Annotated in this window: 20 protein-coding genes and 1 tRNA gene; 18 read left to right on the top strand and 3 right to left on the bottom strand. The window is 35.8% G+C overall.

Going from position 1 to position 23,901, the window contains the following annotated elements; all coding sequences use genetic code 11:
* Positions 1–129: 129 nt before the first annotated feature.
* The 12 genes from priA to CLOCL_RS12510 all read left to right on the top strand — a co-directional run bounded on the left by priA (position 130) and on the right by CLOCL_RS12510 (position 13,413).
* Positions 130–2,577 carry a primosomal protein N' gene (priA, locus tag CLOCL_RS12565; protein WP_014255708.1) on the top strand — a complete coding sequence of 816 codons (2,448 nt, stop codon included), beginning with the start codon at positions 130–132 and terminating at the stop codon, positions 2,575–2,577.
* 76 nt (positions 2,578–2,653) lie between these two features.
* The gene (gene def / locus CLOCL_RS12560; RefSeq protein ID WP_014255707.1) at positions 2,654–3,121 is read left to right on the top strand and encodes a peptide deformylase; all 468 of its coding nucleotides are present in this window, start codon (positions 2,654–2,656) and stop codon (positions 3,119–3,121) included.
* An 86-nt stretch (positions 3,122–3,207) separates the two neighbouring features.
* A complete protein-coding gene (gene fmt, locus CLOCL_RS12555; RefSeq protein ID WP_027622813.1) occupies positions 3,208–4,140 on the top strand; it encodes a methionyl-tRNA formyltransferase in 933 nt (310 codons plus the stop codon).
* A gap of 241 nt (positions 4,141–4,381) precedes the next feature.
* Positions 4,382–4,882, top strand: a complete 501-nt coding sequence (locus tag CLOCL_RS12550) for a DUF116 domain-containing protein (protein WP_245532790.1) — start codon at positions 4,382–4,384, stop codon at positions 4,880–4,882.
* 83 nt (positions 4,883–4,965) lie between these two features.
* Positions 4,966–5,664 (top strand): zinc metallopeptidase, encoded by a 699-nt coding sequence (locus CLOCL_RS12545; RefSeq protein ID WP_014255704.1) that lies wholly within the window; start codon positions 4,966–4,968, stop codon positions 5,662–5,664.
* Positions 5,665–5,687: 23 nt separating this feature from the next.
* Positions 5,688–7,040, top strand: coding sequence for a 16S rRNA (cytosine(967)-C(5))-methyltransferase RsmB (gene rsmB / locus CLOCL_RS12540; RefSeq protein WP_014255703.1), 1,353 nt, complete (start codon positions 5,688–5,690; stop codon positions 7,038–7,040).
* A 4-nt stretch (positions 7,041–7,044) separates the two neighbouring features.
* Entirely contained in the window at positions 7,045–8,091 is a 1,047-nt protein-coding gene (gene rlmN, locus CLOCL_RS12535; RefSeq protein ID WP_014255702.1) for a dual-specificity RNA methyltransferase RlmN, read from the top strand.
* A 63-nt stretch (positions 8,092–8,154) separates the two neighbouring features.
* Complete coding sequence (locus tag CLOCL_RS12530) at positions 8,155–8,892, top strand: Stp1/IreP family PP2C-type Ser/Thr phosphatase (RefSeq protein ID WP_014255701.1); 738 nt, start codon at positions 8,155–8,157, stop codon at positions 8,890–8,892.
* A 235-nt stretch (positions 8,893–9,127) separates the two neighbouring features.
* Positions 9,128–11,065, top strand: coding sequence for a Stk1 family PASTA domain-containing Ser/Thr kinase (gene pknB / locus CLOCL_RS12525; protein ID WP_014255700.1), 1,938 nt, complete (start codon positions 9,128–9,130; stop codon positions 11,063–11,065).
* 29 nt (positions 11,066–11,094) lie between these two features.
* Positions 11,095–11,982, top strand: coding sequence for a ribosome small subunit-dependent GTPase A (rsgA, locus tag CLOCL_RS12520; RefSeq protein WP_014255699.1), 888 nt, complete (start codon positions 11,095–11,097; stop codon positions 11,980–11,982).
* Positions 11,983–12,100: 118 nt separating this feature from the next.
* The gene (rpe, locus tag CLOCL_RS12515; protein WP_014255698.1) at positions 12,101–12,760 is read left to right on the top strand and encodes a ribulose-phosphate 3-epimerase; all 660 of its coding nucleotides are present in this window, start codon (positions 12,101–12,103) and stop codon (positions 12,758–12,760) included.
* Positions 12,761–12,777: 17 nt separating this feature from the next.
* Positions 12,778–13,413 carry a thiamine diphosphokinase gene (locus CLOCL_RS12510; RefSeq protein ID WP_014255697.1) on the top strand — a complete coding sequence of 212 codons (636 nt, stop codon included), beginning with the start codon at positions 12,778–12,780 and terminating at the stop codon, positions 13,411–13,413.
* Positions 13,414–13,473: 60 nt separating this feature from the next.
* Here CLOCL_RS12510 and CLOCL_RS12505 read toward each other — a convergent pair whose 3' ends face one another.
* The 3 genes from CLOCL_RS12505 to CLOCL_RS12495 all read right to left on the bottom strand — a co-directional run bounded on the left by CLOCL_RS12505 (position 13,474) and on the right by CLOCL_RS12495 (position 17,918).
* The gene (locus CLOCL_RS12505) at positions 13,474–14,661 is read right to left on the bottom strand and encodes a pyridoxal phosphate-dependent aminotransferase (RefSeq protein ID WP_014255696.1); all 1,188 of its coding nucleotides are present in this window, start codon (positions 14,659–14,661) and stop codon (positions 13,474–13,476) included.
* 7 nt (positions 14,662–14,668) lie between these two features.
* Positions 14,669–16,450 carry an Rqc2 family fibronectin-binding protein gene (locus CLOCL_RS12500; RefSeq protein ID WP_014255695.1) on the bottom strand — a complete coding sequence of 594 codons (1,782 nt, stop codon included), beginning with the start codon at positions 16,448–16,450 and terminating at the stop codon, positions 14,669–14,671.
* A 307-nt stretch (positions 16,451–16,757) separates the two neighbouring features.
* Positions 16,758–17,918, bottom strand: coding sequence for a SpoIIE family protein phosphatase (locus CLOCL_RS12495; RefSeq protein WP_014255694.1), 1,161 nt, complete (start codon positions 17,916–17,918; stop codon positions 16,758–16,760).
* A 118-nt stretch (positions 17,919–18,036) separates the two neighbouring features.
* Between CLOCL_RS12495 and CLOCL_RS12490 the strand changes: the two genes are divergently transcribed.
* The 6 genes from CLOCL_RS12490 to CLOCL_RS12465 all read left to right on the top strand — a co-directional run bounded on the left by CLOCL_RS12490 (position 18,037) and on the right by CLOCL_RS12465 (position 23,846).
* Positions 18,037–18,327: a DUF503 domain-containing protein gene (locus CLOCL_RS12490; protein ID WP_014255693.1), complete on the top strand. Its 291-nt coding sequence runs from the start codon at positions 18,037–18,039 to the stop codon at positions 18,325–18,327.
* A 67-nt stretch (positions 18,328–18,394) separates the two neighbouring features.
* Positions 18,395–18,467 (top strand) — tRNA-Ala (locus tag CLOCL_RS12485).
* A gap of 208 nt (positions 18,468–18,675) precedes the next feature.
* A complete protein-coding gene (locus CLOCL_RS12480; RefSeq protein ID WP_014255692.1) occupies positions 18,676–19,257 on the top strand; it encodes a TetR/AcrR family transcriptional regulator in 582 nt (193 codons plus the stop codon).
* Positions 19,258–19,518: 261 nt separating this feature from the next.
* Positions 19,519–20,244 carry a putative ABC transporter permease gene (locus CLOCL_RS12475; protein WP_014255691.1) on the top strand — a complete coding sequence of 242 codons (726 nt, stop codon included), beginning with the start codon at positions 19,519–19,521 and terminating at the stop codon, positions 20,242–20,244.
* 289 nt (positions 20,245–20,533) lie between these two features.
* Entirely contained in the window at positions 20,534–21,532 is a 999-nt protein-coding gene (locus tag CLOCL_RS12470) for a glycosyltransferase family 2 protein (protein WP_014255690.1), read from the top strand.
* Positions 21,516–23,846, top strand: coding sequence for a YfhO family protein (locus tag CLOCL_RS12465; RefSeq protein WP_245532789.1), 2,331 nt, complete (start codon positions 21,516–21,518; stop codon positions 23,844–23,846). The genes CLOCL_RS12470 and CLOCL_RS12465 overlap by 17 nt, the downstream gene beginning before the upstream one ends.
* Positions 23,847–23,901 lie beyond the last annotated feature (55 nt).

Here is a 23,901-nt window from a genome sequence, read left to right as displayed (position 1 = left end):
TTTGTATTTGGAATTAAAAGGATATAGTACAAAAAGTAAAATTTATTTGATTAGCACTATTGTGAATTGATATAATATAAACTAATTTCACCTCATAGGAGGGGGTACTATATTTTGAAGGGAGCAATAATGAATAATATTGCGGAAGTAGTAATAAGCAATGCTACAAGGCAGTTTGACCGGATATATCACTATAGAATACCGGAAAAATATTTGGGAAGAGTAAATACCGGTATGCGTGTTATTGTGCCTTTCGGTAAATCCAACCGCCTTCTGGAAGGTTATATTGTGGCTCTTACAGGTGAAAGTGATTTTAAAGATTTAAAGGAGATCAGTGAAATTGTAGATGAGAGCCCTGTATTTAATGAAAATTTGATAAAGCTTGCTCATTGGATGAAGTATAGATATATAAGCACATATTCTGATGTATTTAAATGTTTGCTGCCTCCCGGTACCGGTTTAATTAGTTCAAAAGTGGTAAGACTCGTTAATTGCGATACTTCGTTAAAGGGTAATTATATAAAAATTCTCCAGAAACTCAAGGATAATGAAGGTGTAATGGAATATGACCAATTGAAAGAAGAAACAAATATTAAAAGTATAACAAAATATTTGAACAAACTGGCAGAACTTAATTGTATATCGATAAGTGAGGAGTTTGGGACAAAGGTTAAAAGGAAACAGATTAAAGCGGCATACCTCACAAAACCTTCCGAGGAAGTACAGGAAGACATTGAGTCAAATCGCTTGAGAAACATCAAACATGTTAGAATTCTCGAAATGCTTTTGGAAAACGAATACATCTCAGTAAGTGATTTGACAAAGTTTGCAGGAGTTTCGAAAGGTGTGCTTGAAACCCTTAACAAATACGGATATATAGATTTTAAAAATATGGAGGTGACCAGAGATCCTTACGAAAGTCAAAATTTTCAAAAGACCAGCCCTTTAGAGCCAACAGAGGAACAAAAGCATATTATAGATAGTGTAAAGGAAATGCTGGATAAAAAAATTTTTAAAGAAATATTGCTTCATGGTGTTACAGGGAGCGGAAAGACGGAAGTATATCTTCAGCTTATTGAACACTGTATTAACATTGGAAAACAGGCAATTGTCCTGGTACCTGAGATTTCACTGACTCCCCAAATGGTGGAAAGATTTAAGGGAAGATTCGGAGAATATGTAGCAATACTTCACAGCAGGCTGTCATTGGGGGAGAGATATGACCAATGGAGGCTAATTAAGGATGGAAAGATAAAAGTTGTTATAGGGGCAAGGTCGGCAGTTTTTGCACCTTTTGATAACCTTGGCATGATTATTATTGATGAGGAACACGAAAATTCCTATAAATCGGAAATTACTCCAAAGTATCATGCTGTAGAGGTTGCAAGGGAACGCTGCAGGATTGAAAATGCTGTATTGATGTACGGTTCGGCTACACCGTCCGTTGAAAATTATTACAGGGCAAAAAACGGCGAAATTTCCATGTTTACAATGATGAAACGGGCTAATAATCTGATGCTGCCTGAAGTACGCGTTGTAGACATGAGAAGAGAGCTTGAAGCAGGGAATAGATCCATATTTAGCCGGATATTACATAGTGAAATGGAGGAAAATATCAAGAATAATGAACAAACTATTATTTTTTTAAACAGGCGTGGACATTCTTCCTTTGTACTGTGCCGAAATTGCGGATATGTATTGAAGTGTCCGAAATGTGATGTTTCAATGACTTATCATTCCTTTGATGAAAGGTTGATATGTCATTATTGCGGTTATACAGTCAAGAATGTAAGCACATGCCCTAAATGCAAAAGCTCTCATATAAAAGGGTTCGGTACCGGTACGCAAAAGATTGAGAATGAAATAAAAAAGCATTTTGAGGGCAGTTCGGTAATAAGAATGGATATGGACACGACCTCTTACAAGAATTCTCATGAGGAAATTTTACGAAGTTTTCGTGAGGATAATATTAATATTCTGGTTGGTACACAAATGATAGCAAAGGGACATGACTTTCCTAATGTTACACTTGTCGGAGTGCTTGCTGCAGACAGTATGCTCAATACAGGGGATTACAGGGCTACAGAGAGGACTTTTCAGCTGTTAACCCAGGTAGCTGGAAGAGCGGGCAGGGGCGTAATACCGGGAAGGGTAATTATCCAGGCATACAACGTAGAAAATTACAGCATTGAATGTGCATGTGCCCAGGATTACAAAAGCTTTTTTGAAAAAGAGATATTGGTGAGGAAAAAACTCGTATATCCTCCCTTTACCAACATAGGTTCAATAGTACTGAGCGGAATTAATGATCGTACAGTGTATAACAGAGCAGTGAGCGTAAAAAAATTTATTGACGAATGTTTTTCGGGTGTTTGTGATGGCGATGCCATATTAGGGCCATTCCGGTCAGTTATATCTAAAATAAAAAACAAGTATCGTTGGAGGATTAATATAAAATGTAAAGAAATAGGAAAACTTATAGATATATTGACAAAAGTTTCGGACCATTTTTATGCACATCATGGTAAAAATGACATAAGTATTAGTGTGGATATAAATCCGGTAAATATGTTATAATACTTTTTGTTGTGGGAATATATGTAGTGTAGGACAGTTAATCCTACTTAAAAAATTGATACGGGGGAACAGAAAAATGGCTTTAAGGAATATTAGATTTGATGGAGATGAGGTTTTAAGAAAGGTTTCGAAGCCTGTTGATGTTATAGATGACAGGATTTTAACTTTGCTTGATGATATGGCTGAAACCATGTATGCTGAACATGGAGTGGGGTTGGCTGCTCCTCAGATAGGTGTGTTAAAGAGAGTTGTTGTAATTGATGTGGGTGAAGGACTATTGGAGCTTATCAATCCCCGAATTGTTAAGACAGAGGGTGAAGAACTTGATATAGAAGGATGCCTTAGCATACCCGATTTTTTAGGAGAAGTAATAAGGCCTAAAAAGGTATGGGTGGAGGCATTGAATAGAAAAGGAGAAAAGATCAGTCTGGAAGGTGAAGGTCTCCTTGCAAGAGCTTTTTGCCATGAAATTGACCATTTGGATGGTATATTGTTTACCAGCAGAGCGCAAAAAATAATAAATAAAAGTGATTTGCAGGAATAGTAAATTAAGTTTTTAATGAGCATTATTCCTGAAAAATTATTTGTAAAAATAATTGGTGTAATTATGACAGATAAGAGGTGACTTTGTTGAGGATTGTATTTATGGGGACTCCGGAATTTGCCATACCTTCTTTGGATATGTTGTTGAAGGAAGGATATGATGTTGTTGCGGTGGTGACTCAACCGGATAAACCCAAAGGCAGAGGCAATAAAATGAGTCCACCGCCGGTCAAGGAATATGCAATAGAGCATGGAATTGAAGTATTGCAGCCTGAAAAAGTCAAGACAGAAGAGTTTGTAGAAAAAATTAAGGAGATTAATCCCGATTTACTTGTCACAGCAGCATACGGAAAAATTCTTCCCAAATCGGTTTTGGATATTCCAAAGTATGGATGTATAAATGTGCACGGATCTTTGCTCCCTAGATACAGAGGAGCTGCACCTATACAGTGGTCTATTATAAACGGTGAAAAAGTGACAGGTATTACTACCATGTATACCGATGTTGGAATGGATACTGGTGATATGCTTGTTAAGGCTGAGATTCAAATAACTGAGGATATGACTGCCGGTGAGCTTCACGACAAGTTGGCGGTTTTAGGAGCCGAAGTATTAAAAGAAACCTTGTTAAGACTTAAAAATGGAACCCTTGAAAGAATACCGCAAAACGATGAAGAGGCTACTTATGCACCTATGATGACAAAAGAAATAGGTTGTATTGACTGGAGTAAGTCATCAAGAGAGATTCACAATTTAGTCAGGGGAACCAATCCCTGGCCCGGGGCATATACGTTTTTAAGCGGCAAAAAGATGAAAATATGGATGACCTCTGTTGTATCCGATGATAAGCATGATTCAAAAGCAGGTACAATTTTAAAGGTGAGTAAGGATGGAATTGTTGTTGCATGCGGTTCAGGGAAGCTTAACATAAAAGAGATACAGTTTGAAAATGCAAGAAAAATGAGTGTTGAGGAGTATATATGCGGGCACAAAATAGGCGAAGGTGAATTACTTGGATAAGGGGTTGAAGAAGTTTATCACTTTATCGGGGTTATTTACCTTTGGATTGTTTTTTATGTTACTTGCTTTTGTATTGATTTACCGTTATTTTACCATTCATACATATAATTTCGTATTATTAATTTTAATTGTACTGACAATACTAATCCTGTTGTTTTATATGATTTCGATTTTAAGTATTTATTATATATACAAATATAATGGGCGGAATAAAATAATCAGAAATTTTGCGGGAACAGGAATGAGAGCACTGCTCCCCTTTTCAATATTTTTGGCAGATATATTTAAAACAAAAAAAGATTTGTTACGTAAGTTTTATATAGATTTTAATAATGCGATGGTAAATGCTTCAGGAAGAAGGTATTTGCCTAAAAACGTCCTTATTCTGCTTCCTCATTGTTTGCAATATTCAGAATGTGGATATAAAATTACGAATAATACTGAAAACTGCAGAAGATGCGGAAGATGTTCAATAGGTAAGATACTGAAAATAGCAGAAGAAAGAGAAGTTGAAGTTTGCATAGTAACAGGCGGAACTGCTGCAAGAAATATTGTAAAAAGGATTAATCCCGAATTGATATTTGCAGTGGCTTGTGAGAGGGATCTTACAAGCGGTATAGTTGAGGTGGGTAAAATTCCTGTCATAGGTTTGATTAATGACAGGCCCAATGGACCTTGTTATAATACCACTGTGGATGTGGAAAGTTTAAAGCAGAGGCTGGATGAAATTTTGGAAGTCTGAAATTTGTATTGATATTGTATATTATATGAATTTATATTTTGCTGAAGTTATATAAAGAAATAAAAAGGGTAGGAGGTAGATTTATGGGATATTATTATGGTATTGATGTGTATTATTTAATACTTGTTTTACCTGCATTTATTTTTTCACTCTATGCCCAATTTAAAGTTAAAGGCACTTTCAGCAAATACAGCAGAGTTGGAAATAGCAGAAGTATGACCGGTGCCGATATAGCAAGAATGATATTGGATAGAAACGGGCTTTATGACGTAAAGGTTGAAGCATATCCTGGAGACCTTACTGACCATTACGATCCGAGGACAAGAGTTGTAAGGCTGTCCCGGTCTGTATATAACAGCACTTCCGTATCGGCAGTTGGTGTTGCTGCCCATGAAACGGGACATGCAATCCAGCATAAGGAAGGTTATGGACCTTTGGGCTTAAGAAGTTCTTTGGTTCCTATTGCAAACATAGGTTCTTCTATTGGCCCTACAATGGCAATAATTGGACTAATATTCGGCATGCCGTTTTTAATTAAATTGGGAATAATACTTTTTGGGGCAGCAGTACTTTTTTACATTGTAACACTGCCGGTGGAGTTTAATGCAAGCAGCAGGGCAATAAGAACTCTTGAGGATACGGGGATGTTTAATTATAATGAAATTGACCATGCCAAGAAGGTCTTAAGAGCTGCAGCTATGACTTATGTGGCTTCGGCAGCTGTTGCTGTGGCAAACTTATTGCGCCTTGTATTAATTACAAGTAACAGAAGAGATGATTAATTTTGTATTGAGATGATTAGGTTATGAAACTTGATTTACCGAGAGAAACAGCTTTAAAAATTTTATATGAGGTTAATAAGTCGGGAGCATATTCGAACATTGCTCTTAATAAAAATCTTGAAGACGTTAAATTGAGCAATATCGATAAGGCTTTTATCACCGAGCTTGTCTATGGGACATTGAAGTGGCAGCTTTCAATAGATTATATTATTGAAAAATTTTCTTCTGTGAAAATTAAAAAGCTTTCTCCGTGGATACTGAATATTTTGAGACTGGGAGTCTATCAGCTGCTTTATATGACAAAAATACCCGAATCGGCAGCCTGCAACGAGAGTGTCAATCTTGCAAAAAGATACGGGCACTCTGCCAGCAGCAGGTATGTTAATGCAGTGCTTAGAAATATTACAAGGTCAAAAGACAAGATTGAGTATCCCGATAGAAATAAGGATTTAAGTGCTTACCTTTCCATAAGGTATTCCCACCCGGAATGGATGGTTAAGAATTGGTTAAACCGTTTTGGCGAGAGTTTTACTGAGGAACTTTTAAAGTGCAATAATGAGAACGCTCCCCTGACTGTCAGAGTAAATACTTTAAAGACAAGCACGGAAGAACTTCGTGACCAACTTGAAAAAGAAGGATTTGAACCTCAACCGGCAAAATATGTTGAAAACGCTCTGATAATTAATAAGCCTTCTTCTATTACAAAAATGAGAGCTTTTGAACAGGGTCTGTTTCAAGTACAGGATGAGAGTTCAATGATAGTTGCACAAGTTTTGAATCCAAAGCCAAAAGACCTGGTTATTGATGTATGCAGTGCACCGGGAGGAAAGGCAACTCATATAGCAGAACTTATGCAAAACACTGGACAAGTTATAGCCAGGGATGTTCATGAACATAAAATAAAATTGATAGAGGAAGCAGCAATAAGGCTTGGAATTGGTATAATAAAGGCTGAAGTATTTGATGCTCAAAAAGAGGATTTGAAATTGATAAACAAGGCCGATTGTGTTTTGGTTGATGCGCCCTGCAGCGGACTTGGTATTATCAGAAGAAAGCCGGATATAAAGTGGACAAGAAAGGAAAAGGATTTGGATGAGATAGTTAAACTCCAGGAGAGAATACTGGATACATCTTCTAAGTATGTTAAACCTGGAGGTGTTTTGCTATACAGTACGTGTACCGTTGAGCCGAAGGAAAACGAGGAAATGGTTAAAAAGTTCCTGCAAGATAATAGGGATTTTGAATTGGAAGACATTTCGGAAGTTCTTCCAAAAGACTTAAAAAAAGATACTGCAAAAGCCGGGTATATCCAGTTATACCCCAATATAGACGGCATCGATGGTTTTTTTATTTCTAAAATGAGAAAGAGGAGTTAAGTTTATGGACGGCAAAGTTGACCTCCTTAATTTGACAATAGATGAATTGGAAGAGTTATTTATCCAAATGGGACAACAGAAGTATAGAGCAAAACAGGTTTTTCAGTGGGTCAATAAGGGGATTAAGGATATTGACCAAATGACAAACCTTTCAAAAGATATACGGGAAAGGCTTAAAGCTTCGGCGTATATAAACAAGTTGGAGATTGTTAATAAACTTGTATCGAAAATAGATGGAACAACTAAATACTTGTTCAAACTTATGGATGGGAATATAATTGAAAGTGTATTGATGAAGTACCAGCATGGATTATCAGTTTGTATATCGTCCCAGGTGGGGTGCAAAATGGGGTGCAAGTTTTGTGCCTCTACGGGTGCAGGATTTGTAAGAAATCTCACGGCTTCGGAAATGTTGGACCAGGTAATAACAATTCAAAAAGATGCAGGAAGCAGAATAGGAAACATTGTAGTGATGGGAATAGGAGAACCCTTTGACAATTACGATAATTTAATCAAATTTATCCGGCTTGTAAATCATAAAGAAGGCATGAATATCGGAGCAAGGCATATTTCAGTTTCTACTTGCGGTCTTGTGCCTGAAATTTTAAAGTTGTCCGAAGAGAATTTGCCTGTTACTTTATCCATATCGTTGCATGCACCCAATGATGAGGATAGAGAAAAAATTATGCCTGTAAATAAACGGTATTCTATTGACAAATTGATTGAAGCATGTAAGATATATACAGAGACTACAAAAAGGCGGATAACTTTTGAATATGCTTTAATAGATGGTGTAAACGATACCTTTGAATGCGCTAAGCAGCTTTCAGATCTTTTAAAAGGTATGTTATGCCATGTAAACCTGATACCTGTAAATAGTGTTACAAATACAGGGTTTAAGAAAAGCAGCAGGGAAAGAGTTATGAAATTTAAAAGTGTACTGGAAAAGCACGGCATTGAGACAACGGTTAGACGTGAACTGGGTGCTGATATTAATGCTGCCTGTGGCCAGCTTCGCAGAAGTCTTATTGAATCGGCTAAGGATAAGTGATGTAGCTGAATTGGTAGCTATTTAACCATAAAACATTTTACAAGTTTTCTGGGGAGTGGTATAGTGAGATTTGGGGTTGTTAGCGATAAAGGTAGAGTACGTGAAACTAATGAAGATAGCTATAAAGTTATTTCAGGTAGAGAAGGTTTACCTGATACCTTTATTGTAGCCGATGGAATGGGTGGGCATAACTCGGGAGAATTGGCCAGCCGTATGGCAGTTGACTTGTCCGAAGAGTATTTGCTTAAGTTTTTGCAACCCGGTTTGGATGAAGAAAATATACTGCCCTTTATTTGTAATATGATGACTGAAGTTAACAGATGTATTTATTTGAAAGCCAAAGAATCTGAAGAAAACTTCGGTATGGGGACTACTTTTGTTATTGGAATGTTTTTTAACGGTAAGTTTTTTATAGGGCATGTAGGAGACAGTAGAGTATACCTTTTAAGAAATGGATCGCTGCAAAAGCTTACTACGGATCATTCATATATTGAAGAACTGATAAAGAATGGTTCATTGTCCAGAGAGGAAGCACGCAATCATCCGAGAAAGAATGTAATTACAAGAGCTTTAGGATGCGAGGAAAACGTTGATATAGATACATATTGTGTTGATGTGGATAACGATGATTTATTTGTCCTATGCACAGACGGATTAACTAATATGCTGAGTGAAAATGACATTTTGGCAGTTATAAATAGCGATGACGAACCGCAGTATATATGCAGCGAGTTGGTTAAACTTGCTAACGAGAGAGGCGGAGAGGACAACATAACTGTTATAATTGTAAAAAATTCATAAGTATTTTTTTTGATGAAGGTTTTTATTGATTGGAAATTATATATGCAGATGTAGAATAGAATATAAGTATATTTGAGATTTATAACTGAAAAAAGTTATACTAAATGTTTCTATAGGCATATACATATATTTATAGTGTACTTGTTATATATGGTTTAAATTATTAATATTGTGAGGAGATTTATGTCGGATTGTTTAAATGATATTTTGAAATGCCGAAAAAAGAGGTGTAACTATGGAAGGTCGCATACTTGGTGGAAGGTATGAACTGTTGGAGAAAATAGGTGGGGGCGGAATGGCCCTTGTTTATAAGGCAAAATGCAGATTATTAAATAGATTTGTTGCGGTCAAACTTTTGAGACCGGAATTTACTACCGATGAAGAATTTGTTAAGCGTTTCAGGGTTGAGGCTCAGGCTGCAGCCAGCCTTTCCCATCCCAATATTGTGTCAATATACGATGTAGGACAGGAAGATGATTTGCATTATATTGTAATGGAGTATGTAAACGGAATAACATTGAAGGAATATATAATGCAAAAAGGCGTGTTGAACTGGAAAGAAGCAGTAAATATTGTAATTCAAATATGTTCGGCAATAGAGCACGCTCATAAGAATCATATTGTTCATAGAGATATAAAACCGCATAATATATTGCTGACAAAAGATGGGGTTGCAAAGGTTACGGATTTCGGAATTGCCAGAGCTGTTACATCTTCAACCATAACCGTTGCGGGAAATGCCATTGGCTCTGTTCATTATTTTTCTCCGGAACAGGCTCGTGGTGGTTTTTCTGATGAAAAATCCGATTTGTATTCTTTAGGGATTGTTTTGTATGAATTAGTCACGGGAAGAGTTCCTTTTAACGGAGAATCACCGGTGGCAGTAGCTTTAAAGCACATACAGGATATACCGCAAGAACCGATAAACTTAAAACCGGATATACCACAGGGTGTAAATGACATAATTATGATTGCAATAGAAAAGGATCAGAAAAACAGGTATCAGTCTGCAACAGAGATGCTTGAAGATTTATATAAAGTTTTAAAAAATCCGGATATGGAAATTAATTCGGGAAACGGTGAAAATGTCTATGACAGTCCTACAGTAAGGATGCCGTCAATAGGGGAGAAAAAGGCTTTTGTAGAAGATAAGGAATCTGAAAAAACGGGTGATAACACAATGAAAAAAAAGAAAAGAAAGGATAAGACTACTACGGTGTTAGCCATTCTTACATCGGTAGTAGTAATAGCTCTGATAACCTTTATGATAGGTTATATTATATGGCCGGCTTTGACACCACCGGATGAGTATGTTGTAAAGGACTATACCGGAATGAATTATTATCAGGTTAAAGCTGAATTGGAAAATAATAAGATTGCTGTTGAACCAAAGAGAGTAAATGACGAAAAGATGGATAAAGACCTGGTAATATCTCAGGATGTGCCTCCAGGTACAAAACTTGTGCGTGGAGGATATAGCAAGGTGGTACTTACGGTAAGTGACGGTCCTGTGCTTGTTGAGATTGAAGATTTTGCCAATATGGATTACCGGGCTGTTGAGAAAAAAATTGAAGACTTGGGTCTTAAGCCTGAAGTTGTAGAAGAATACAGTGATGATGTTCCTGTTGGACTGGTTATAAGGACAGAGCCGGGAGAAGGCGAAAAAGTAAAGCTCGGAAAGAAAATATGGATTTATAAAAGCTTAGGTCCTGAAATTAAAATGACAAAGGTTCCGGATTTAATTGGGAAAACAAGAGCGGAGGCTATAAACCTTTTGGAAGAAAGTAAATTGACCCTTGGAAAGATCTATCCTGAGGATAAGACAAATACGGTGGATAGAATTGTTAAACAGGAGCCTAAGGCAGGAGAATCCATTAATGAGGGCAAGTCTGTCGACATTTATCTCGAAGAGTTTGAAGTTACCGAACAAAAAGAAAAGATTGTAAAGAGGACTATTGCATTGACAGATCCTGATATGTATGTGGAGTTTATAAGTGTTTCGGTAACAATTATAAGATCCGACACAGGTGAGGAAGAGCAGTTATACGATGAGATAAAGAGAAAGACTGATTTTCCGTTGACTCTGTCTATTCCGGTGCCGAAAGATGGAAGTACGCATGTTAAGGTGTATCTGAACAGTGAACTGTTTACAGAATTTACTGAGGAATATTAATCTGAGGTCCAAAAGAGGAGGCAGAAAGTTTGATACCGGGTCAAATTATTAAAGGTATAGGGGGATTTTATTACGTAAAAACCGAGACTGGAATATATGAGTGCAAAGCACGGGGAATATTCAGAAAAGATTCGCTGACTCCATTACCGGGTGACAAGGTATCAATATCGATTATAAACGAGGAGAATAAAACCGGAAGTATTGAAGAAATTTTTCCTCGTGAATCACAACTAATAAGGCCGGCGGTTGCAAATGTAAATCAAATTGCAATTGTGATTGCTGTAAAATCACCTCAGCCGGATTTTACCCTTTTGGACAAGCTCCTTATAAGCACAGAGCAAAAAGGTATTGGCGCTATTATATGTATTAACAAAATTGACCTGGATGAAAAGGCTGAATATACAAGTATAATCCAGGCATATGAAAAATCCATGTATAAAGTCATAGCACTTAGTGCAGTGACAGGAACGGGTTTTGATGAGATTGAACTTGCATTAAGGGACAAAACCACTGTTTTTGCTGGACAGTCGGGAGTAGGAAAATCATCAATTCTAAATAAAATATTAAATTCCTACGTAATGAAGACAGGCAGTGTCAGTGACAGAATTGAAAGAGGAAGGCATACTACAAGACATGCAGAATTAATAGAGCTAAAGTCGGGCGGATTTGTAGTAGATACTCCTGGTTTTAGCTCCTTTGAAATTTCTGGGATTGAAGCTGATGAACTTCAAAATTTTTATCCGGAGTTCAGAGAGTATATTGGAAAATGCAAGTTTACCGGATGTGTGCATATTAGTGAACCTTATTGCGAAGTTAAAGCAGCTCTTGAAAAAAGAGTCATAGATAACGGAAGATATAGGCGATATGTAGAGTTTTACAATATTCTGAGGGAAAAGCAACGAAAGAAGTATAATTAGTAAGTTTGCAAATATAACTTCGGCTATATATGTTTTCATTGTTGCTTGGTCTGAAGTGCTTATGCAGCATCTTCAATTTTATTTGTCCGTCAAGTATTAAGAAGGGAAGTGTACAAATTTGATTAAAATTGCACCCTCCATATTATCTGCAGATTTTGCAAGGTTAGGTGAGGAAGTAGTAAAATTGGAGAAAGCCGGAGCCGATTTGGTACATATTGATGTTATGGATGGACATTTTGTTCCTAACATAACAATTGGTCCTCCTGTTGTAAAGGCATTGCGAAAGGAGACAAATTTACCCTTTGATGTGCATTTAATGATAGAGGATGCTGATAAATATATTGATAGTTTTGCTGATGCCGGTGCAGATATTATTACAGTGCATGTTGAGGCATGCCGTCACTTGCATCAGACTTTGCAAAAAATAAAAAGCCATGGATTAAAAGCCGGTGTATCATTGAATCCTGCAACGCCATTACACAGTATCGAATGGGTTTTGAATGAAGTAGATATGATACTTGTTATGTCCGTTAATCCGGGTTTTGGAGGACAGCAGTTTATTGAAATCAGTACCAGCAAAATAAATAAATTAAAAAATATGTTGTTGAGCAAGGGTTTGCATATCGATATAGAAGTGGATGGAGGAATTGACTTAAGCAATATATATGAAATTACAAAGGCAGGAGCCAATGTGATTGTTTCGGGTTCTACAATATTCAATTCACCGGATATGTCCAGGACAATAAAGGATTTGAGAGAGAAAGCATTTAGAATATAGGTTTGGAAGGTTAACTTATGACAGCATTAATTGTATGTAGCGGTAGTATAAAAGACTACTCCCATTACGAGAAATATTTTAAATGGGCAAAAGCCGTAATTTGTGTTGATGGAGGAGCCAAATACCTAAGAAAATTCGGGATTGTTCCCGATGTACTGATTGGAGATCTGGATTCTATATCCGATGAAGACTTGGACTACCTTGTAAGTATGAATGTAAAAATTATGAAGTATCCAATCCAAAAAGATATGACAGATACCGAAATAGCAGTGGATTATGCTGTCGATAATGGTTTTAAAGAGATAGTTATAATTGGGGGCATTGGAACAAGACTCGACCACACATTGGCTAATATTTTGCTTGTTAAAAAACTGTTGGATAAAGGAGTAAAATGTACCCTTGTAAATGAGAATAACGAGTTAACCTTAATTAATGACAGGGTTGAAATCGAAAAGGAAAAGGATGTAAAAGTTACATTGCTGCCATTGACCGATGTAGTGGAAGGGATAACTACAAAAGGGTTGTACTATGAATTGAACTGCGAAGATATTGTTATGGGTTCAAGCAGAGGTGTAAGCAATGAATTTAGTGATGATATTGCTGAGGTTTCAGTAAAGAAGGGTATTTTAATTGTAATAAAATCAAAAGATTAGTATATAAAAAATCTCGGGTAAGTATATCCGAGATTTTTTTATACTTGATTTTTAAATTTATTAGCCGAGGTTATATTCTTTAGCCAAAGCTTCAAAAGCAGGGAAAGAATTCTTTATAGTATCCAGACTTACGCAGTAAGAAATTCTAAAATAACCGGGGGTACCAAATCCTTTACCGGGAACCAACAGAAGATTATATTTTACAGCACTTTTAATAAAAGCTACGTCGTCCTCAATTGGGGATTTCGGGAACAAGTAAAAGGCACCTTTGGGTTTTATACATGAAAAGCCTAAACTTACAAGTTTGTTATATAAAGTATCCCGTCTTTCCTTGTATATGTTAACATCAACAGAGGAATCGAGGGCTGCACCGATTACTTTTTGGAAGAGAGCCGGTGCATTGACAAAACCTAAGGTACGGTTGCAGAAAGCAAGACATGAGATGACGAGATCTACATCCTGCATTTTAGGATTTACCGCAATGTATCCTATTCTTTCTCCCGGAAGGGACAAGGATTTGCTGAAAGAGTTTATAACGAAGGAGTTATCATATAGTTTTAAAATACTTGGTACATCGGTATCATCGTAAACCAATTTTACATAGGGTTCATCGGACAGAACGAATATGGTGGAATTGAACTGTTTTTCTTTTGATTTTAATATATCAAAAATTTTATTTAAAGTTTCTTCGCTGTATATATGGCCGGAAGGATTGTTAGGTGAGTTTATAATTATAGCTTTAGTTTTTTCTGTAATGCTGTTTTTAAGTGCGTCAAGATCGGGATCAAAAGAATCCTTTGACGGTGGTATGATAACTGTTTTACCTCCATGGTTACTTACATAAAAAATATATTCGGCAAAAAAAGGAGCCAATATCAGTACTTCTTCACCGGGATTCAGAATGGATCTGAGTACAACATTGAGTCCTCCGGCAGCTCCACAGGTCATCAGAATATGGTCAGTGGAAAATGAAAGTCCTGTATCACTGCTGATTCTGTCGGCTATTTTTTGTCTCACGTCTTGATATCCGGCGTTGCTCATGTAACCATGCATTCCCGGCTGAGCATCAAGGACTATATTTTTTAAGGCGTCTTTAACTTCCTTTGGGGGTTCGGGGTCAGGGTTACCTAAAGTAAAGTCAAAAACATTATCCTTGCCGTGAATTTTTCTTAATTTTTCACCCTCTTCAAACATGGCTCTTATCCATGAAGAATGGGAAAGATTGTTTACTATTTCTTGCGATAACATATAAAAGTCACTCCTTATCTACTTTTTTATATTTATATTCCAAATTTCTGATTTTATTTTCATCGGGGGTCACGACTATAGTTTTGTAATTAACGTAGGTAACCATTCCCGGTTTTGCACCCTTTGGCTTTTTTACGTTTTTTACTTGGGTATAATCCACTTCAACATGGGAGGACATCTTACCTTTGCTATGGTAAGCAGCAATTAATGCAGCCTCAATGAGGGTAGTATCCGGAATATCTCCTGCCTGTTTTTTTACAATGACATGGGACCCCGGTATGTTTTTTGTATGAAGCCAAAGATCATTTGAAGAGGCTGTCTTTAAAGTTAAAATGTCATTTTGAACATTATTTCTTCCCACCAGAATGTCATATCCGTCAGAGGATTTATACCTGTAAGGCTCCAAAGGTCTGACGTTTTTTTTGTTTTTAGAACTTCTGCTTTCACTTAAGTATCCGACGTTAACCAGTTCCTGCCTAATTTCTTCTATCTCTTGGGTAGAAGTTGCACTGTCCAGATTTTGAATTACGCTTTCAATATATTCAAGTTCTTTATAAGCATCTTCCAATTGAGCACTTGCATAATTAAAAGCATTCTTTGCTTTTGCAAACTTTTTAAAATACATCTGGGCATTGTCCTGAGGAAGAAGATTTTCGTCGAGGGGAATATCAATGTATTCATTGTTCTCACTGTAATAATTAAGCAGAGAAACTTTTTTTGCATTTTTTGGTATGCAATATATGTTTGCAGTGATAAGTTCTCCATACAGTTTAAATTTATCGCGGTCAGCCACTTGTCTTAAAGTATCCTGATGAATGGCGATTTTTTTGTTGCATCGGTCCAGATAGTTGTTCAATATTTTATTAAGCGCGCTTTTCTTCTGTACAAGCCTTTCAGCATTATCCTTCGAGGTATAAAACAAATCAAGGATATGGCATATGGAAGAATTATACTCAAGAATTGGGTATTGAGTAATTTCCAACGAGTGAAAATCCAAAGGTTTTCTCTTTGTTTGGTCACTCCAGGCAATACATGGAGTGAAGTTGGAAGAAGATATTTTGAGTATAATTTCGGATAATGAATTTTTTATTTTTTCCAGTTCTTCATCGGTAAGTTTGTCGATGGGAGTTTTTGCGTCAACCTGGGCTCTGTAGCATACCTCATCGCAAAGAAGGGGACTGAAACCCTTTATGCTGTTTAAAAGATATTTGGATATACGAATACCGCTTTGACTTTTTGTTTTTTTCATGAATTCATCGAGATTTATTTTTTCAGGGTTTTCTTTATCCTGCCCCGGGGGAAATGTATACAGCCTTGCAGGCATAACTTCCCTGACTCTGCTTATATCACTGTCAATATGCTTAATTGAATCTATAATTATATCATTGTCATTAAGGAGTATTATATTACTGTGTTTTCCCATTATCTCAATAAGCAGTTTTTTATATGTAGTATCTCCCATTTCGTTTAGTGCTTCAACATGAACAGAAATAATTCTTTCAAAATCATAGAATTCAATATTGACTATTCTGCCTCCCTGCAAATGCTTTCTTAAAAGCATGCAGAAAACGGGAGGATTCATCGGATTCTCCTTGGACAAACTGGTCAAATGAATTCTAGGATAACTGGCGTTAGCTGAAAGCAACAGTTTATAGTTTTGACCTTTAGCTCTAATGTGAATTAGGATTTCGTCCTGCTCCGGCTGATATATTTTATCTATTCGTCCGCCTACAAGGATATCATACAATTCCATTGCCACATTTTTTGCTACAACTCCGTCAAAAGGCAAGTTTTTACACCTCGTTTCTATGTTAAAAATTTAAATATTTTTCGCATAAATTTAAAAAAGCCTTTCATTCTTTGTTACAAGATGCAATTTTATAGCTCTTATATGTCATAAAAAATATATAGAAGTATTGTTGGTAATTTTGATCAAATTACCCTTTAAAAATATTATTTAATTAGTATAACACTTCATAAGCTTATTAACAAACAAAATATTGGATAATAAGCAGGTAATATTCCATATCCGGTGAAGTCTGCAAAAATAGTTAATAATTATAGTATTTTTATAACGTGGGAAATATGGCGGTCTGTTACCTGACCTCAATTCCTAGAAGAGTAATGTCATCGAAAAAGGTTTCTTTCGAATAATTTTTAACAGCATAAACAACTTCTTTTACGGTATCTGCAAGGTTGGTACCGGTGTTTTTCTTAAGAAGTGACAAAAGCATATCTTCACCAAAGGGTGGCGTTTCCTCATCCGGGGAAGCTTCAATCAATCCGTCGGTAAAAAGCCATATTTTGTCATTTTGATACAATTGGTTGACACAGCAATTGTACATTGCATCTTCAAAAACACCTAAGATTGGTCCTGTAGATTCCAATGGAACATGGCTTCCGTCTTTTCTGATTATGAACTGGTTTATATGACCAGCCGATACGGTGTAAAGAGTTTTGCTTTTTTTATCTATAAAACCCAAAAGCAGAGTAGCAAACACATTCTGCTCCGTGTTGGACAAAAGCATCATGTTCAGGTCAAGCACTATTTCGGGAAATCTCCGCTTGTTTATTCCTTGCTTGTAATTGTATTCAATATTTTTAAGAAAGCTCTTTATAATTGTTGAAATTACAGAGGCAAGTATCCCGTGACTTGACACGTCAAACACATAGAAACATATATAATCGCCTATGTCGGATATGTCATACATATCACCGCCTACCGAGTCACAGCTTTTATATTCCACAGCAAAATCGAACCCGGAAATATCCGGCAACTTTTTGGGAAGCATATTCTTTAAAATTTTTTCGGCTGAATCGTGTAAGCCTTGAAGATAATTTTTGTGCTCTAAAAGTTCTCTGTGAATACGAGCATTTTCCAAAAGGAGATTTTTTTTGTTTATGGCATTGTTAATTGCAATGGTAAGCTTATCATTTGTTATGGGTTTTGTTATATACTCAAAAGCACCCTCTTTCATAACTTGAATTGCTGTTTCAAGGTCGCCGTGATCTGTAAGTATAATTACACCCATTTCTGGCATTATTTTTTTTATTTTTCTGAGGATTTCTATTCCGGATATATTTGGCATTTTTATATTGGTAAGAACTACATCGATGGAAGAGTAGTTCTTGTTAAAGTAATCCAATCCTGTCTCGCTGTTTGAGAAGGTTATCACTTCGTTATTTTCCAGTTCCAGTGCGAATTTTATATTGTCCAAGGTGGTAATTTCATTATCTATAACAAGTATTTTAGACATGCCTCTGACTCCTCTCCTGAAATATTATAGCAATTTTCAAGTAAAATTTCCATACGCGAAAAGCTGTGTTATAATATAACGGTAAAACTATAGATTATATAATTTGAGGAGCGATATAATGGTTATAGGAGTCTGTAAGGTATTTTTAACAATAGACGAAGTTTATTCATTAAAAGAAAAGAGGCATATTGTAAAGAGCCTGATTGAAAGGATCAAATCCCGTTTTAACGCTTCGGTTGCCGAGGTGGACCTAAATGACAAATGGAAGAGAGCTGTAATTGGAATTTCCTGTGTATCAAATGAGTCAAGGCATGCAGACAGTATGATGGCGAATATAGTTAATTTTATTGAGAATGACGGGAGAGCGGTACTTTTCGACTATAGTACCGAGATTATACATGTGGATTGAAATATTTTAGAAAATTTAAAAAACTTATTGCAAAATTTATCCCGATACATTAAAATGTAATACGTATGGGGCTATAGCGCAGTTGGGAGCGCATCACACTGGCAGTGTGGGGGTCAGGGGTTCGAATCCCCTTAGCTCCATTTTATTTATTTACGTAATATAAAGCCGCTTTTTCAAGCGGCTTTTGTTCTTTGAATTTCAATTTGATTGAGATACCGTCCGTTTTTTAGTTTCAGTGAACCTATAAATTTCAAATTGAAGAAAAAAATAAGGCAATTGAATGATGATTTATTATATGTTATTATAAAATTAGGACGAACGTACGAATTAAAATAGGGTGATGAAATAATGGGCAGTAAATCGGAAAAAATTAGTCAATCCAAAAAAATACTTCAGACGGCATATCAATGCTTGTCCACGAGAGGTTATGCCAATGTGTCTATGAGAGATATTGCTGATGAAGCCGGAGTTGCATTAAGCCAGTTGAACTATTATTACAAGAACAAGGAAGGATTGTTTACTGAAGTAGTAAAAATGATGATGAATCAATATCTGCATGAGGTAGAGGATGAGCTGAAATCCACTGCAAATGCGAAAGAGAGAATTGCGTCACTGGTAACGTACTTTAATGAGCTGATCAGAAAAAAACCTGAATTGTTGAGACTATTTATCGACTTTACAGCCCAATCTTTATGGTTACCGTCTTTCAGACGGCATTTGAAAAACTTGTTTGCTGATTTATCGGAAATGATTGAAAAGAGCATATTGGCCGGAACAGTAATAAATAAAAATTTACGGGGACATTCCCCAAAATCGTTGGCCAGACTTGTTTTAGGTGCATTATATGGCACGTCCATTCAAATTATGCTTGATTCGGATGAAGATACTGCATTTGATTCGTTAAACCTGATTGGAATGATATTAGGATAAATAAAAGACAAATCGATTATATCAAATTTAACATGAACAACTGTAAATAAGTTAAATTTAGCGACAATATTCCATTGAACATAAAGAAAAATAAGAATATATTAGTGCTATTTTAAAATGAAGCTGCTGAAGTACTGAAATATTTGAATGCTGACCTTTGGAACAGTACTGTCAGTGTTATTGTCACAATCATCTATGTAGAACCGGTTGATTCGATGTATTAGACGATGCTGACAACAGGAATGTGAAGGGGGTAATTGTATGACAGGTTTTAACAATTTGATGCTGTTTTTTTCCATTTATTCTTTTTTGGGATGGGTGATAGAAAGTATTTATGTCAGTATATGCGAAAGAAAGATCATTAACAGAGGTTTTTTAACAGGATGCTTTTGTCCCATTTATGGTTTTGGAGCTATTTTGATATTAGGCACGGTAAAATGGATTGGAGATAAATTTGAAAATGAGTTTACGGTACTTATAGTCAACTTGTTAGTTTCTGTTGTTTTGGTGACTTCACTGGAGTATGTTACGGGATTTCTATTGGAGAAAATATTCAACTGTAAATGGTGGGATTACAGTTATGAGCCATATAATCTCCATGGGTACATATGTTTAAAATATTCTCTTTTTTGGGGATTGTTAGCATTCTTGCTTATACAGGTAATTCATCCTATTGTTCTGGGATTTGTATATTCGATTCCTGATACTGCTAAGGGCCATCTGGTGGCTTTCTTGTTGGTGTATTTTTTGGCGGATACTACAAAGACAGTGGCAGAAACCCTGGATTTACGAAATGTTATATTAAATGCTTCTACCATTTCTTTCAATAAGTACTATGAGAAAATTATCAGATACAAACGTTTTTTTCTTGCGTTTCCATGCTTGCGGATTTTGAATACGGGATTGTTCAACCGGGATATAAGGAACATCCTTAATGACAGAGTGGATAAAATAAAAGTTGAACTCAAGAGCAGATTCCTTCACTGACTTATTATGTGAGATACTCTTTAGGATTATATGTTTATTTAGTTAATTTTTTAGTTATATTGCAAAATAGTGATTGTATTTATGAAAAGATAAATAATATTGTTATTGGGATGATCAATATTCTATTATATCATCGAACTTGCATTATGCAGTTTTGCTGTACAATATAATTCAAATCTATTATAATTTAACTTAGAAGGATAATATTTATAAATACTTTTGGACACCGCTTAATATATTAAAAAGCATCAGATAATAAAATCTTAGCATCTAAAAGGAGATAGAAAAAATGAATCAATCTGTTGAGTCTCAAAATGACTTGAATGGTGAGCTCATTAAAAAGGATTGTATATCTGTTGTCGTACCTTGCTATAATGAAGGAGAATTACTACTGGTTTTACATAATAAATTATGTGAAATTGCGCAATTAATGGCTGAAGTTGATTTTGAGTACATATTTGTGGATGACGGTTCGAAAGATAATACAATTACTGTAATTAAGTCTCTTTACGAAAAAGATTCACGAGTCAAATATATATCCTTTTCAAGAAATTTCGGCAAAGAAGCTGCTATGTTATCTGGCATGCAAATGGCTAAAGGAGACTTTGTCGCTATTATAGATGCAGATATGCAGGATCCTCCGACAATGATACCTGAAATGTATAAAGGTATAAAAGAGGAAGGTTATGATTGTGTTGCCGCAAGGCGGATTAACCGTATTGGTGAACCTAAACTCAGGTCTTTTTTTGCTCGTCAGTTTTATAAACTGATGAGAATACTTAGCAAAACGGAGATTGTTGACGGAGCTAGGGATTTTAGACTGATGACCCGTCAGATGACTGATGCTATATTATCGGTATGCGAGTACAACCGTTTTTCTAAAGGTATTTTTTCATGGGTGGGATTTAACACAAAGTGGTTGGAATACGAAAATATTGAGCGTGCTGGTGGTAGAAGCAAATGGTCTTTTTGGAAGCTGTTCCTTTATTCAATTGATGGTATAGTGGCTTTTTCTACTGCACCGCTGGCATTATCCTCATTATTGGGTATTTTCTTTTGTGCCATTGCCTTTATTTCAATTGTAATTACAATTATACGGCAGCTTGTTTGGGGAGGTTCTGCCTACGGATGGTCCTCCTTGGTATGCATTATATTGTTTTTGGCAGGTATACAGCTGTTTTGCATCGGAATTTTGGGACAATACTTATCTAAGACTTATTTGGAAACAAAAAAACGTCCCGTATATATTGTGAAGGAAAAGGGGGATGGCAGTGACAAATCAAAATAGATTTAAAACTATTATTACGGCAATTCTTTGTTTTATGTTACCGGCCGTTATTATGCTGATTGCTTTTGCAAAGATGGGAATGGCACCTTTCGGTGAGAAGTCAATCTTGATCATGGATATGTCGGGTCAGTATATAGAGTTCCTCTGTGGTCTGAAAAACGGAGACATTTTTTTTTCATGGTCTAAAGCTTTAGGTGGAAATTATATAGGTGTCTTTACCTATTATGTATCAAGTCCATTGTCCTTCCTTACATTGTTTTGTCCAAATTCAAAAATGCCGATTGCTGTTTTGTTTTTAACAGTTCTAAAAATCGGATTGGCAGGATTCACATTTAGCCTGTTACTGAGGTACAAATTTGGAAGGTATGATGTATCTACCATATTATTCTCGATGTTATACGGTCTTATGTCCTATAATATTGCGTACTCCATGTGCATCATGTGGTTAGATGGTGTGATTTGGCTTCCTATAATAATTTTGGGTGTTGAAAAAATACTTGAGGGCAAGAATAACTGGCTATTAACGTTTGCATTATTTGTATCTTTTATATCCACTTATTATATTTCATATATGACAGGTTTATTTACTGCTATATATTTTGTTTACCGGTGTGTTGAAAATAAAACCGGAATAAAGAAATTTTTTAAATATGGGTTTAAATTTGCTCTCAGTACTGTTATAGCAGCTTCCTGGGGAGCATTTTTATTGCTTCCTACTTTAATTTCCCTCTTTCAGGGTAGAATTGGTCAGACAGTTAACGATTACTCAGGAAAGTTCAATTTTTCTTTATTCAGCCCTAAGTTATTATATAAATTTCTTCCGGGAGGATATGATTCAATAACCAATTCAGGTACTCCTTTTATTTACTGCAGCATTTTGGCTTTATTGCTCTTTCTGATATTCTTTCTACTAAGGAAAATAAGCCTGCGAAGCAAAATTTCTACTGCACTTTTTGTGATTTTTATGTTTTGCAGTTTATGGTTCTGTAAATTGGATAAAGCTTGGCATGTATTTCAGTATCCCAATTGGTTCCCTTATAGATATTCCTTTCTGTTCTCGTTTTTGATTTTAATTACTGCATGCAGAGTTTTTATGGAGTTCAAGTTCAAGAGGCAAACTGTAGCTATTATACTTCTTATTGTTTGTGGGCTTGATATGTATGTAAACACTGTGGGAATTCTTAAGGGATTGGACAGAGAATTCAGATATGAAAGCTATGAAAGCTATCATGAATACAAAGAGAAGATTACAACCTTGATTGAAGAGACGAAAAAGGATAAAGAAAAATTTTTCCGTGTAGGAGCCACCTTTGAACGTACTAAGAATGAGCCTATAGCTTTCGGATATAAAGGAATAACTCACTATAGCTCAACTTATAACAGGAATGTAAACAAATTTCTAAAAGATTTGGGAATGGCTCAAGCATGGTTATGGAGTTCCTATTTCGGTTCTTCGATGGTGACGGATGCTTTGTTTTCTGTGAAATATGTTCTTTCTGAGCGCTCCATGCCTCCTGATTACAGTTTGGTTAATCAAAACGGTAATGCAAAGCTTTACCGGAATCCATATGTTCTTTCAATAGGAATGGCTGTAAATGGAAAATCCCTTAAGGAATTTTATTTCAGTACTGACCCGTTTCGAACACAGAATGATCTTGTTAAAGCTTTGGCCGGTATCAGTGAAGATTGTTTTGTTCCATTATACGCTACTAAATCTAATACCGGCGGAGTTATCCAGTATACATTTACTTCGAACGGAATGCCTGTATATGCTGATTTTGGTTCCGGCAATAATGGTAGGGATTTGTTGGTCAATGGAATGTATGTTTCACACCTCTTTACAAATGAAACAAGGTGTGTTCAATATATTGGAACATTTCCTGAAGGAGAAAATGTAAATGTTGAGATAAAGGGTAGTGAAAATGTTGATGGAAAATTCTACTATCTCCACAAAGAAAACTTTAAAAAAGCTGTATTGGCATTAAGAATATCGGAGATGTCGGTGGAATATTGTTATAATGGACGTATAGGAGGAACGGTTACAGCAAATGAAGGGGATGTACTGTTTACAACAATACCTTACGATAAAGGGTGGAAAGCATATGTCGATGGCAAAGAAGTAAAATTGGAACCTTTTGCTAATTCTCTTATTACAATACCGCTGACAGCAGGGACACACAGAATAAAACTTACCTATATCCCTGCAGGATTTATTGAAGGTATATGTATTTCTGTTATTCCTGGACTTTTAGCTTTATTTATGCTTTTCATAACAAAAAAAATTCGAACGGTTAAGTTTCAAAAAACAAAATAAAATGACAAGTAGTGACATTTTGTTTATTTAGATGTAAAATATAATTAATAATATA

Source organism: Acetivibrio clariflavus DSM 19732, assembly GCF_000237085.1.
Classification (GTDB): domain Bacteria; phylum Bacillota; class Clostridia; order Acetivibrionales; family Acetivibrionaceae; genus Acetivibrio; species Acetivibrio clariflavus.
This window is presented reverse-complemented; position numbering and strand designations above follow the sequence as displayed.

Bases quoted from the DNA above. Each gene is read 5' to 3' on its own strand.
- CLOCL_RS12470 (WP_014255690.1), top strand. From the start codon at position 20,534: ATGAATCAATCTGTTGAGTCTCAAAATGACTTGAATGGTGAGCTCATT.
- CLOCL_RS12495 (WP_014255694.1), bottom strand. From the start codon at position 17,918: ATGTCTAAAATACTTGTTATAGATAATGAAATTACCACCTTGGACAAT.
- CLOCL_RS12545 (WP_014255704.1), top strand. From the start codon at position 4,966: ATGGGATATTATTATGGTATTGATGTGTATTATTTAATACTTGTTTTA.
- priA (WP_014255708.1), top strand. From the start codon at position 130: ATGAATAATATTGCGGAAGTAGTAATAAGCAATGCTACAAGGCAGTTT.
- CLOCL_RS12490 (WP_014255693.1), top strand. From the start codon at position 18,037: ATGGTTATAGGAGTCTGTAAGGTATTTTTAACAATAGACGAAGTTTAT.
- CLOCL_RS12510 (WP_014255697.1), top strand. From the start codon at position 12,778: ATGACAGCATTAATTGTATGTAGCGGTAGTATAAAAGACTACTCCCAT.
- def (WP_014255707.1), top strand. From the start codon at position 2,654: ATGGCTTTAAGGAATATTAGATTTGATGGAGATGAGGTTTTAAGAAAG.
- rlmN (WP_014255702.1), top strand. From the start codon at position 7,045: ATGGACGGCAAAGTTGACCTCCTTAATTTGACAATAGATGAATTGGAA.
- CLOCL_RS12505 (WP_014255696.1), bottom strand. From the start codon at position 14,661: ATGTTATCGCAAGAAATAGTAAACAATCTTTCCCATTCTTCATGGATA.
- pknB (WP_014255700.1), top strand. From the start codon at position 9,128: ATGGAAGGTCGCATACTTGGTGGAAGGTATGAACTGTTGGAGAAAATA.
- CLOCL_RS12550 (WP_245532790.1), top strand. From the start codon at position 4,382: ATGAGAGCACTGCTCCCCTTTTCAATATTTTTGGCAGATATATTTAAA.
- CLOCL_RS12480 (WP_014255692.1), top strand. From the start codon at position 18,676: ATGGGCAGTAAATCGGAAAAAATTAGTCAATCCAAAAAAATACTTCAG.
- CLOCL_RS12475 (WP_014255691.1), top strand. From the start codon at position 19,519: ATGACAGGTTTTAACAATTTGATGCTGTTTTTTTCCATTTATTCTTTT.
- rsmB (WP_014255703.1), top strand. From the start codon at position 5,688: ATGAAACTTGATTTACCGAGAGAAACAGCTTTAAAAATTTTATATGAG.